At 71.9% G+C, this 11573-nt stretch carries 11 protein-coding genes and 1 tRNA gene; 6 read left to right on the forward strand and 6 right to left on the reverse strand.

Translation table 11 applies throughout. The annotated features are described in order from the left end of the window. Positions 1 to 118 precede the first annotated feature (118 nt). The 5 genes from AC4OXY_RS21565 to AC4OXY_RS21585 are packed head-to-tail and all read left to right on the forward strand — an operon-like array spanning position 119 to position 4331. On the forward strand, positions 119 to 598 hold the full coding sequence (locus tag AC4OXY_RS21565) for an Lrp/AsnC family transcriptional regulator (protein ID WP_356036884.1): 480 nt from the start codon (positions 119 to 121) through the stop codon (positions 596 to 598). 35 nt (positions 599 to 633) lie between these two features. Further along, complete coding sequence (locus AC4OXY_RS21570; protein ID WP_356036886.1) at positions 634 to 1281, forward strand: ABC transporter permease; 648 nt, start codon at positions 634 to 636, stop codon at positions 1279 to 1281. Then, entirely contained in the window at positions 1274 to 2527 is a 1254-nt protein-coding gene (locus AC4OXY_RS21575) for a betaine/proline/choline family ABC transporter ATP-binding protein (protein ID WP_356036888.1), read from the forward strand. Before AC4OXY_RS21570 ends, AC4OXY_RS21575 begins: the two co-directional genes overlap by 8 nt. Next, complete coding sequence (locus AC4OXY_RS21580; protein WP_362821279.1) at positions 2524 to 3378, forward strand: ABC transporter permease; 855 nt, start codon at positions 2524 to 2526, stop codon at positions 3376 to 3378. The genes AC4OXY_RS21575 and AC4OXY_RS21580 overlap by 4 nt, the downstream gene beginning before the upstream one ends. Further along, entirely contained in the window at positions 3375 to 4331 is a 957-nt protein-coding gene (locus AC4OXY_RS21585) for a glycine betaine ABC transporter substrate-binding protein (protein WP_491994454.1), read from the forward strand. Before AC4OXY_RS21580 ends, AC4OXY_RS21585 begins: the two co-directional genes overlap by 4 nt. A gap of 18 nt (positions 4332 to 4349) precedes the next feature. Here the strand turns inward: AC4OXY_RS21585 and AC4OXY_RS21590 are convergent, their stop codons facing one another. From AC4OXY_RS21590 to AC4OXY_RS21605, 4 genes are all read right to left on the reverse strand, one after another. Next, positions 4350 to 5141 (reverse strand): hypothetical protein, encoded by a 792-nt coding sequence (locus tag AC4OXY_RS21590; RefSeq protein ID WP_356036894.1) that lies wholly within the window; start codon positions 5139 to 5141, stop codon positions 4350 to 4352. Positions 5142 to 5264: 123 nt separating this feature from the next. Next, on the reverse strand, positions 5265 to 5906 hold the full coding sequence (locus AC4OXY_RS21595; protein WP_356036896.1) for an IclR family transcriptional regulator: 642 nt from the start codon (positions 5904 to 5906) through the stop codon (positions 5265 to 5267). 286 nt (positions 5907 to 6192) lie between these two features. Continuing rightward, positions 6193 to 8001 carry a DEAD/DEAH box helicase gene (locus AC4OXY_RS21600; protein WP_356036898.1) on the reverse strand — a complete coding sequence of 603 codons (1809 nt, stop codon included), beginning with the start codon at positions 7999 to 8001 and terminating at the stop codon, positions 6193 to 6195. Between the two features lie 199 nt (positions 8002 to 8200). Further along, positions 8201 to 9649, reverse strand: coding sequence for an MFS transporter (locus AC4OXY_RS21605; protein ID WP_376286110.1), 1449 nt, complete (start codon positions 9647 to 9649; stop codon positions 8201 to 8203). Between the two features lie 174 nt (positions 9650 to 9823). Between AC4OXY_RS21605 and AC4OXY_RS21610 the strand changes: the two genes are divergently transcribed. Continuing rightward, a tRNA-Cys gene (locus tag AC4OXY_RS21610) sits at positions 9824 to 9895 on the forward strand. A gap of 19 nt (positions 9896 to 9914) precedes the next feature. Here the strand turns inward: AC4OXY_RS21610 and AC4OXY_RS21615 are convergent. Together AC4OXY_RS21615 and AC4OXY_RS21620 are read right to left on the reverse strand one after the other, a co-directional pair. Then, a complete protein-coding gene (locus AC4OXY_RS21615; RefSeq protein WP_467494829.1) occupies positions 9915 to 11075 on the reverse strand; it encodes an SUKH-4 family immunity protein in 1161 nt (386 codons plus the stop codon). Positions 11076 to 11214: 139 nt separating this feature from the next. Continuing rightward, entirely contained in the window at positions 11215 to 11520 is a 306-nt protein-coding gene (locus AC4OXY_RS21620; RefSeq protein ID WP_491994455.1) for a hypothetical protein, read from the reverse strand. Between the last annotated feature and the right edge of the window lie 53 nt (positions 11521 to 11573).

Here is an 11573-nt window from a genome sequence, read left to right on the forward strand (position 1 = left end):
GAAGCGTGGCCCCGCTCTGCAAGGTGCGCAATAGTTTGCGTATCCGCTGGGCAGTCTGCACAGCGGTACGGCCGTACCGGCGAGCTTTCTGTACAGGATGACCATCCCTGGAGGTGCCGTGGCGATCGATCATCTGGACGGGCGGATCATCGTGCTGTTGGCGAACGAGCCGCGCATCGGGGTGCTGGAGATGTCCCGGCGGCTCGGGGTGGCCCGCGGGACCGTGCAGGCACGCCTGGACCGGCTTCAGTCGAACGGAGTCATCCGCGGATTCGGTCCCCAGGTGGAGCCGGCGGCCCTCGGCTACCCGGTCACCGCCTTCGCCACGCTCCAGATCCGGCAGGGCCAAGGCCCCGACGTCCGGGCCCACTTGACGACGGTGCCGGAGGTGCTGGAGCTGCTGACCACGACCGGCAGCGGGGACATGCTGTGCCGGCTGGTGGCCCGGTCGAACGCCGATCTTCAACGGGTGATCGACCGCGTCGTCGGTTTTGATGGCATCGTCCGGGCCTCCACGGCGATCGTCATGGAGAACCCCGTTCCGCTGCGGATCATCCCGCTGGTGGAGCAGGCCGCCCGGGACAGTGAAGGGACGTGACCTGTAGCGGCGTGACCGGTCTGGGGTGAGCGCGGGTGAACTTCTGGGAGTACCTGGGCAATCGTCATCAGCAGCTGCTCGCGGACGCCTACCAGCACGCCAGCGCGGTCTTCCAGTGCATGGTCCTCGCGACCGTCATCGGGGTGGTGATCGGCGTCGTCACCTACCGCTCCGACTGGGCGGGCAGCCTCGCCACCACCGCGACCTCCACGATTCTCACCATCCCCTCCCTCGCCCTGATCGGTCTGCTCATCCCGGTCGTCGGGCTGGGCGTGCCGCCGACGGTGATCGCGCTGACGCTGTACGGGCTGCTGCCGATCGTGCGCAACGCGATCGTGGGCCTGCGCGGGGTCGACCCGATGCTGGTGGACGCGGCCCAGGGCATCGGCATGTCCCGGGCGATGCGGCTGATGCGGGTGGAGCTGCCGCTGGCCTGGCCGCCGATCCTGACCGGGATCCGGGTCTCCACGCAGATGCTGATGGGCATCGCCGCCATCGCCGCCTACGCCTCCGGCCCCGGGCTCGGCAACGAGATCTTCCGCGGGCTCGCCTCCCTGGGCAGCAAGAACGCGCTGAACCAGGTTCTCGCGGGCACCCTCGGGATCGTCATCCTCGCGCTTGTGTTCGACGCCGCGTACGTCCTGATCGGGCGGCTGACCATCCCCAGGGGGATCCGTGTCTGAGACCGCCGCCCAGGAGACGACCGCGCACGGCGCCTCGATCGAGCTGGAGAACCTGACCAAGCGCTACCCGGGCGGCGCGCAGCCGGCCGTGGACAACGTGAGCATGGAGATCAAGGCGGGCGAGACGGTCGTCTTCGTCGGCCCGTCCGGCTGCGGGAAGTCCACGACGCTCAAGATGATCAACCGGCTGATCGAGCCGACCGGCGGCCGGATCCGGATCGGCGGCGAGGACGTCACCGACATCGACCCGGTGAAGCTGCGCCGCAAGGTCGGCTACGCTATCCAGTCCGCCGGTCTCTTCCCGCACATGACCGTCGCGCAGAACATCGCCCTGGTGCCGAGGATGATCGGCTGGCCGAAGGCGCGGATCCGGGCCCGGGTCGAGGAGCTGCTCGACCTCGTCGGGCTCGATCCGGGCGAGTTCCACGGCCGCTATCCGCGCCAGCTCTCCGGCGGACAGCAGCAACGGGTGGGCGTGGCACGGGCGTTGGCGGCGGACCCGCCGGTGCTGCTGATGGACGAGCCGTTCGGCGCGGTCGACCCGATCACCCGCGACCACCTCCAGGACGAGCTGATCCGGCTCCAGCACGAGCTGCACAAGACGATCGTGTTCGTCACCCACGACTTCGACGAGGCGATCAAACTGGGCGACCGGATCGCCGTCCTGCGCGAACGCTCGCACATCGCCCAGTTCGACACCCCGGAGGCGATCCTCACCAACCCGGCCGACGACTTCGTCTCCGGTTTCGTCGGCGCGGGCGCTGCCCTGAAGCGGCTGAACCTGACCCGGGTGCGGGACGTGGAGATGCGGGACTACCCGACGGTGACCGTGGACACCCCGCTCCAGCAGATCTTCGGGCATCTGCGCTCCACCGGCGAGACCGAGATCCTGCTCCTCGACCGGCGCAGGCGCCCCTACAAGTGGCTGCGCCGCGGCGACCTGATGCGGGCCAAGGGCTCGCTGGCCCGCGCGGGCACGCTCGTGCACGACACGGTCACCCGGGACGGCACCCTGCGCGACGCGCTGGAGGCCGTGCTCACGGACAACGCGGGCCGGGTCGCGGTCACCGGCAGACGCGGTGAGTACATCGGCGTGGTCGACATGGAGACGCTGATGAACTCCGTGCACGAACTGCTGGAGGCCGACCGGCTGGAGGCGATGGAGGCGCAGCACGAGCTGGAGGAGGCACGCGCCCAGCAGACGCACTTCGAGCAGGAAGGCCCCGGAGGAGTGACGAAGGCGTGAGCACGGAGAGGCAGCAGCGCCCCGCCGGCGAGCACGAGGTCAGGGGGCTCCCCTTCCGCGACGACGGCGAGGCCGAGCAGGAGGCCCCGCCCCCGGCGCGGCGCCCGCCCGCGCGCCGGGTGACCTGGCAGCGGCTGACGTTCCTGCCGGCGTTCCTCGTCGCCGTCCTGCTCGCGACCTGGCTGTGGTTCCGGCAGGCGCACCTGGACACGATCTCGAAGAACGCGCTGTCGAACGGCCAGGTCTCCAAGGCGCTGTGGCAGCACGTGGAACTGACGGTGATCTCCACCTTCTTCGTGCTGATCATCGCGATCCCGCTGGGCATCCTGCTCACCCGGCGGTCCTTCCGCAGGGCCACCCCGGTGGCGCTGACCTTCGCCAACATGGGCCAGGCGACCCCCGCGATCGGCCTGCTGGCCCTCCTGGTCATCTGGCTCGGCACCGGCACGAAGGCCGCCCTGATCGGCATCATCGTCTACGCGATCCTGCCCGTCCTCTCCAACACCATCGCCGGTCTGCAGGCCAACGACCCGACGCTGCTGGAGGCGGCCCGCGGCATCGGCATGTCCCCGCTCGGCGTGCTCACCCGGGTCGAACTCCCGCTCGCCGTCCCGCTGATCCTCGCGGGCGTCCGCACGGCCCTGGTCCTCAACGTCGGCACGGCGGCGCTGGCGACCTTCGGCGGGGGCGGCGGCCTGGGCGTGCTGATCACCACCGGCATCACCACCCAGCGCATGCCGGTGCTGGTGCTCGGCTCGGTCCTCACCGTCGCGCTCGCCCTGCTGGTGGACTGGCTGGCCTCGCTGGCCGAGGCGCTGCTACGGCCGCACGGCCTGGAGGTGGGCGCATGAGACGCGGTGCGTGCCTGACACTGGCGGGGCTGCTGCTGGCCTCCGGCTGCGGGCTGACCAGTGGCTCCCCCATGGCCGACGGCGTGGGACCGGGCACGATCGGCGCGGGCGGCCCGCTCAAGGGGGCCCACATCACCGTCACCTCCAAGGAGTTCACCGAGCAGCTGATCCTCGGCGCGATCATGGGGATCGCCTTCCAGGCGGCCGGCGCGGACGTGCTGGACCGCACCGGCATCCAGGGGTCGATCGGCGCGCGGGAGGCGGTCAAGGGCGGGACGGCGGACGCGCAGTACGAGTACACGGGCACGGCCTGGATCACGTACCTCGGCCACAGCGAGCCCATCCCCGACCCGCAAAGACAGTGGCAGGCGGTGCGCGACGCGGACCTGCGCAGCGGGCTGACGTGGCTGCCTCCCGCACGCCTGAACAACACCTACGCGCTGGCCATGAACCAGGCCGACTTCAAGAAGTACGGCACGACGACCCTCTCGCAGGTGGCCGCGCTCGCCGCGAAGGACCCCGGCGCCGTCACGCTGTGCGTGGAGAGCGAGTTCGCCAACCGCGCCGACGGGCTGCCCGGGCTGGAGAAGGCGTACGGGATGAGGATCCCGGCGGGCAACGTCACACAGATGGACACCGGGATCATCTACACCCAGGTGGCCAAGGGGAAGTGCACCTACGGGGAGGTGTTCACCACCGACGGGCGCATCAAGTCGATGAACCTGGCGGTGATGGCGGACGACAGGAAGTTCTTCCCGGACTACAACGCCGCCCCGGTGGTCAACAGCAAGGTCCTGAAGAAGTGGCCGGCCATCGCGAGCGTCATCGACCCGGTCACCAGGAAGCTGGACAACTCGGTCGCGCGGACCCTGAACGCCAGGGTGGACGTGGACGGGCAGGACCCGCACCAGGTGGCGCTGGACTGGATGCGACAGCAGGGCTTCGTCAAGTAGCGGACCGGCGGCGGCCGTTCAGCAGCTCGGGACCGAACCCTTGCCGCTCTCCAGGGCGTTCAGGGCGTTCACCGCGCCCTTCAGCGTGGTGACCGGGACCAGGCGCAGGCCTCCCGGCAGGCCGGCCTTGGCGTCGGTGCACTCGTCCTTCGGGACCAGGAAGACGGTCGCGCCGTCGTGCCGGGCGGCCCGGGTCTTCAGGGCCACCCCGCCGACCGCGCCGACCGTGCCGTCGGCGTCGATCGTGCCCGTGCCGGCGATGTTCCGGCCGCCGGTGAGGTCGCCGCCGTTGCCGTCGCCGTGCAGCTTGTCGATGATCCCCAGGGTGAACAGCAGGCCCGCGCTCGGTCCGCCCACGTCGGCGAGCTTCAGCGTGACCTTGACCTTGCCGGCGCTCAGCCCGAGGTACGTCAGCGCCGCCCGGGTCGCCGCGTCCTGGGACTGCTGCATCTGCGCCTGGTTGTGCTGCTCGATCTCCTTGACACTGCCGCCACTCGGGTAGACGGCGTCGCGCGGCATCACGGCCCGGTCGGTGCGGAACCAGTTGTCGGCCACGTCCAGGAAGGACACCCGGGCGTCCGGACCGGTCGCCTGGATGGTGACCATGCGCAGCTGCCCGCTGGTCCTGCGCACCGGCGCGCCGGAGACGGTGATCACCTGGGTGCCCTGGTTCGCGCCCAGCACGTTCGCGGTCATCCCGGGCTGGGCCACCGAGAACGGCAGGGGCGCGAACGCCGCCGTGGCGAGCAGGGCCACGACGGGCAGCGCGCAGACGGCTACGGCCTGGGGACGAGTGAGACGTGAGAGCACGGGTTCAATCTAACGTGACCGCCCCCGGTCGCCCGCGCCACGTGTCCCGTACGGCGTACGCACCGGGTCCCCCGCACGCCGTGCACGGGTCCCGGCGCGCGGTACGTCCGTACCGCCACGCGCTCAGCGCAGGGCCTCGGCCACTTCCCGGGCGGCCTCCATCACCCTCGGCCCCACCCGCTCCGGCACGGAGTCCGCCAGCATCACCACGCCCACGCTGCCCTCGACCCCGGTGACCCCGACGAGCGGCGCGGCGGCCCCGCTGGCCCCGGCCTCCAGCTCCCCGTGCGTCAGCGTGTACCCGGGATCGGCGGCGGACGGCTGCCGGGCGGCCAGGATGGCCTTGCCCGCCGCCCCCCGGTCCAGCGGGTGCCGGAAACCGGCCCGGTACGCCACGTGGTAGTCGGTCCACGTCGGCTCGACCACGGCGACGGCCAGTGCCTCCGCACCGTCGACCAGGGTCAGATGGGCCGTCGCGCCTATGTCCTCGGCGAGCGAGCGCAACGCGGGCAACGCGGCCTCCCGGACCAGCGGGTGCACCTGGCGGCCGAGCCGCAGCACCCCGAGGCCGACCCGGGCTCGTCCGCCCAGGTCGCGCCGTACGAGCGCATGCTGTTCCAGGGTGGCGAGCAACCGGTACACGACGGTACGGTTCACGCCCAGTTTGCTGGACAACTCGGTGACGGTCAGCCCGTGGTCGGTGTCGGCCAGCAGCTTCAGGACACGCAGTCCCCGGTCGAGCGTCTGGGAGGTCTCCGCGGTCACGACGCCCACTCCTTTGGTGGTGAGGCCGGCGGGCCCCTGAGCGGCGGATGCGTGGCCGAGTCCCGTCGGCGACGCGTTCAGAGGCCGCCGATCGGCAGAACGGCTCCGGCGGCTCCGGGCCAAGGTCGCTTCACGGCTGCGCTCCGCGGCGACGCTGCCACGGGGCGTGTGCGTAGCGGGACAGTAGCGAAGCTGGTTCGCTGAGCGGAAGTCTCCGTCCAGAATCCGGGCAAGAGCGGATCCGGCCTGCCGTGATTCGTCCGGATACGGGGTGCGGGGCGCAGCGTCACCGCATGCGCGTGGCCCACTCCTGCACCTTGTCGATCCGCTGCTTCAGCTGTCCCGCCGTCGCCTCCGCGCTCGGCGGGCCCCCGCAGACCCGCCGCAGCTCGGTGTGGATCACTCCGTGCGGCTTGCCGCTCTGGTGGACGTACGCGCTGACCAGGGTGTTGAGCCGCTTGCGCAGCTCCATCATCTCCTTGTGGGAGACCACGGGCCGCCGCTCGGCGGGCAGTTCGAGCAGATCGGCCTCGGCGTCCGGCTTCTTCTTGCTGTGCGCGATCTGCCGGGCCTGCCGCTTCTGGAGCAGCAGCTGCACCTGGTCGGGTTCGAGCAGCCCCGGGATGCCGAGGTAGTCCTGCTCCTCCTCGCTCCCCGGGTGCGCCTGCATGCCGAACTCGGCACCGTCGTACAGGACCCGGTCGAAGACGGCCTCGGACTCCAGCGCCTCGAAGGAGAACTGCTCCTGCTCGCCGGTGTCCTCGTCCTGCTGCTTGTTCGCCTCCTCCATCTCCTTCTCGGATTCGGCGTACGGGTCCTCCTCGCCCTCCTTCTTCGGCTTGTCGAGGGCGTGGTCCCGCTCCTTCTCCATCTCATTGGCGAAGGTCAGCAGGTCGGGCACGGTCGGCAGGAACACGGACGCGGTCTCGCCCCGCCGCCGGGACCGCACGAAGCGCCCGACGGCCTGGGCGAAGAAGAGAGGAGTCGAGATGGTCGTCGCGTACACGCCCACCGCGAGCCGGGGCACGTCCACGCCCTCGGACACCATCCGGACGGCGACCATCCACCGGTCGTCGCTCGCGCTGAAGTCGTCGATCCTCTTCGACGCCCCGGCGTCGTCGGAGAGCACGAGCGTGGCCTTCGTCCCGGTGATCTCGCGGATCAGCTTGGCGTAGGCGCGGGCGGAGTCCTGGTCGGAGGCGATGACGAGCGCGCCGGCGTCCGGGATGGCCTTGCGGACCTCGGTCAGCCGCTGGTCGGCGGCGCGCAGCACGCTGGGCATCCACTCGCCGCGCGGGTCGAGCGCGGTCCGCCAGGCCTGGCTGACCGCGTCCTTGGTCATCGGCTCGCCGAGCCGGGCGGCGATCTCGTCACCGGCCTTCGTACGCCAGCGCATCTGGCCGCTGTAGGACAGGAAGATGACCGGCCGGACGACGTGGTCGGCGAGGGCGTTGCCGTAGCCGTACGTGTAGTCGGCGGCGGAGCGCCGGATGCCGGCGTTGTCCTCCTCGTACGTGACGAAGGGGATGGGGTTGGTGTCGGAGCGGAACGGCGTGCCGGTCAGCGCGAGCCGGCGGGTGGCGGGCTCGAACGCCTCCAGGCACGCCTCGCCCCAGGACTTGGAGTCACCGGCGTGGTGGATCTCGTCGAGGATGACGAGGGTCTTGCGCTGCTCGACGCGGTTGCGGTGCAGCATGGGCCGCACGCCGACACCGGCGTACGTGACGGCGACCCCGTCGTACTCCCGGCCGAGCGGTCCGGCGCTGTACTCGGGGTCGAGCTTGATGCCTATACGGGCCGCGGCCTCGGCCCACTGCTTCTTCAGGTGCTCGGTCGGCGCGACCACGGTCACCTGCTGCACGACGTGATGGTGCAGCAGCCAGGAAGCGAGCGTCAGCGCGAAGGTCGTCTTGCCGGCGCCGGGCGTGGCGACGGCGAGGAAGTCGCGCGGCTGCTCCTGTACGTACTTCTCCATCGCCCCCTGCTGCCAGGCACGCAGCTTGCTGGCGGTACCCCAGGGGGCCCGGCCGGGGAAGGCGGGCGAGAGGTGGTGGGACGACGACGCGGAGGAAGCGGAAGCGGCGGTGGTAGTCACGGTCTCCGTTTTTTGGGGCTCGTTCTGGGGGCTCGGCGCTCGGCTACGTATGACAACCGGGCCACCCTACCGGCGCCGCACCACCGTCAACGCCCGGACAAGGCCGGGTCGCCCGTGGGTGGGATCCACATCACAGCCGCGGTGATCACCGGCGTGATCGGCAGCCGGACCGGCCGCGAGCTCCCCGGCACGATCGCCGTCAGGCCCGCAGTCGCCGGGTCACCCACGCCCCCACCAGCGCCACCCCCGCCATCGGCAGGAAGACGGCCGCGAAGGCGAGGGGAGGGGGGCCGCCGGCGGTGGTGGCCGCGGTGGCCGCGGCGCTTCCGCCGCCCAGGGCCGCGAAGGCGGCACCGGTGGCGGCGAGGAGGACGACGTTGGCCAGGGCGTCGGAGATCTGGAGCGCGGCGGAGTTGGCGCCGGCCTCCTCCGGGGCGGACAGCTGGAGCAGGAGCACGCTGGTGGAGGAGATCACCAGGCCCATGCCGAGACAGCCGAAGGCCCAGGCGACGGCGACGGTCCAGACGGGCACGGCGTGCACGAGCACGCTGGGCGCGGTGGCGACGGCGGCGGCGACCAGCACCATCCCGGCGGTCATCAGCCGCTCCCGGTACGGCGCCATGCGCGGCCGGGACTGCAGATACGAGCCCAGGGCCCAGGTCACGCCGCCCGCCGCCAGCGAGAACCCGGCGAGCGTCGGCGACAGCCCGCGCTGGGTGACGAGCATCAGCGGCACGAAGGACTCGGCCACGATGAAGGAACCGGCGGACAGCCCGCGCAGCAGCACGACGGAGGGCAGGCCGCGGGCGGCCCGGTAGGTGCCGCGCGGAAGGAGCCCGAGGACGGCGGGCACGAGGAGGGCGGCACCGGCCAGCGCGGGGAGTACGGCGAGGGGCCGCAGGTCCTGCGCGGCGTACTGGAGAAGGCCGGCACCGAGGGAGATGCCGAGGGCCAGCCGGATCCGCCGCCGGTCGAACGACCCGGCGGCCTGGTCCTTCCGCACCGGGCCGGACGCCCGGCGCCGTATCTGCGGCAGGGCGAGGGCGAGCGGGAGGACGACGAGGACGGGGATGCCGAGGAAGACCCAGCGCCAGCCGAGGTGTTCGGTGACGGCGCCGGAGGCGAGGGGGCCGACGATGGAGGGGACGACCCAGCCCGCCGCGAAGGCCGCCATGATCGCGGGCCGCAGCCGCTCGGGGTAGGCGCGGCCGACGACGACGTACAGCGCCACGATCACCAGTCCGCCGCCGAGCCCCTGCACGGCCCGCCCCAGGATGAACACCCACATGCTCCGGGCGGTGCCGGCGATGACGAGCCCGGTGGCGAAGCCCGCGATGCCGGCGCTCAGCGGCCCGAGGGGACCGCGCCGGTCGGACCACTGGCCCGAGAGCACCATGCCGAACAGGCTGGTCGTGAAGTAGCCGGAGAACGCGAACGCGTACAGCGCCACCCCGTCCAGCTCCCGCGCGGCGACCGGCATCGCGGTCCCGACGGCGGTCGCCTCGAACGCGATCAGCAGCACGACGGAGACGATCCCGACGCTGAGCGCCCGGTACGCCCGGCTCAGCACGCTGTCCGGTCCGCTGCGGGGGTCGGTCTCGGCGGCTTCGGTCACGACATCGGCGTCGCGGGGCTCCAGGGCGGTCATGCCCGTCAGCGTAAGGCCCGCAAACGACTTTCACCCCTGTCGGGAGACCGGTCCGACCTGCGACCTTGGTCGTACACCCCCTGCTTCATGAACGCCGCATGGCAGTCGCATTGCAACCCCAGCGCCCCCCTTGAGCCCGCCCGCCACCCCCCGTAAGTTCATTCCCACGAACACGGCCGTGTGCCCGAGTGGTTGAGGGGCTCGCCTGCAAAGCGAGTTACGTGGGTTCGATTCCCGCCACGGCCTCTTTCCCGGGCGGGGTGCTTCAGAGCACTCCGCCCGCTTCGTCCTGGAAGGCCTCCGTCCAGTAGTGCCAGTCCGAGCCGGGGGTCGTGCCCGTGGGGTCCACGGCCGTCAGGGTGTGGAGCATGGCCGCGGCCAGGTCCTCGTAGGCCAGGGCCGTCAGTTCGTGGTGCAGGTGGCGGTGGATGGCGCGCTCGTGGTGCAGCAGCCAGAGCGTGAAGGCGAGGGTCGAGACGTCCGTGTTCAGGGGCTGGAGTGTGGCGTCCGGCTCGCTGAAGGTCAGGACCGCGCCCGTTCTGCCGTCGACCAGCAGGCCGGTGTCCTCCAGCAGATGGCCGAGGCGGATCAAGTGGTCGGCGTGGGCCGGGAGTTCACCCAGGGGGAAGTCGCCCGGGCGCTCCTGCGTGTAGTACTCGCGCAGGGTCGGCAGCGGGACGTCCGTGTCCGAGGAGAAGAGCACCGCCCGTTCCGGCAGGCCGGTCTCGCACAGGAAGCGGCGGGTCGGCTCGTGCGTGAGCGTCGGGGGGAAGTCGACCTCCTCGTAGCGGGTCACCCGGCCCGGTCCGAACTCCTGGTCCAGGACGCGCGCGGGGACGTCCAGGGTGAGGCCGCGGGCCGTGCCGGCGCCTGCGACGAGGGCGAGCGGGCGGATCAGGGCCGCCGCCTTCCAGTACGGCGGGATCGCGCCGTTCGCGCCCTCCTCGAAGAGGGACAGCAGGCGGCGCGTCGCCTCGGCGGCCGTCTCGGGGCCGTACCGGCCCGCAAGAGAGGCGAAACGGCCGCGCAGGCCCGCCAGTTCCTCGGTGACCGCGGCGAAGCGCAGCAGCGTGGCGAGGGAGGGCGCGAAGGGGCGGGGCTCGGAGGGGTCGAAGAGGTAGGCCGTGGTGATCTCGCCCGTGTCGCCGTCGAGCAGGATCGACTCGCGCTCCATGCCGGCCGGGTTCAGCAGTTCGCCGATGACCAGCCGGCCGCGCAGCTCCTCCGCCAGCCGGAAGGGGGCGTCGGCGGCGTCGGCGAGCGTGCGCAGGCCGTGGGTGCGCAGCGGGGAGAAGGTCAGCAGGTCGGTGTCCACGGGCAGTCCGGCGCCGCCGAGCAGGCCGCGCGTCGGCGCGTGTGTGACGTAGCGGTCCAGCTCCGCCTCCGTCAGCGTGATCGCCGTGAACCCGGTGTCGGTCGTGCTCATCGCTCCCCCGCGATCGTCCGTCCCCGTCAGTGACCCGACGCACGTCCGTGACTGCCCGGCGTACGTCCCGGAGCGCTGCCGCCCCACTGCTCCGCAGACTACGCCGCCCCACTGACAACGCCCCTCGCCAGAGGGGACGTCAGGCGACCCGCGCACGTTGCGCGCCGGCGAGGATCGCCGCGACCGCCTGCTCCGGCGTCCACCGGGACGTGTCCAGCCACATGCCGATGCGCGGGGTGCGCCGGCGCAGTTCCTCGTCCAGGTGGCGGGTGCGGATCAGGCCGGTGCACGCCGTCAGGTCCTCGCCCGGCAGAACGTCCTGCACCACCGCCGTGAAGCCGGCCCCGGCGTACGCGTCCGCCGTGGCCGCCGACAGGCGCCTCAGCAGGCTGAGTCGAGCGGCACGTCGCCTCGGACGTGCGCCGCGCGTGGCACGCTCCCCCACTGTCTGAAGGGCGTGGAGGCACCCCCGGCGAGCAGCTGTGCCACCGTCGGCCT

It is taken from the genome of Streptomyces sp. HUAS MG56 (assembly GCF_058673395.1).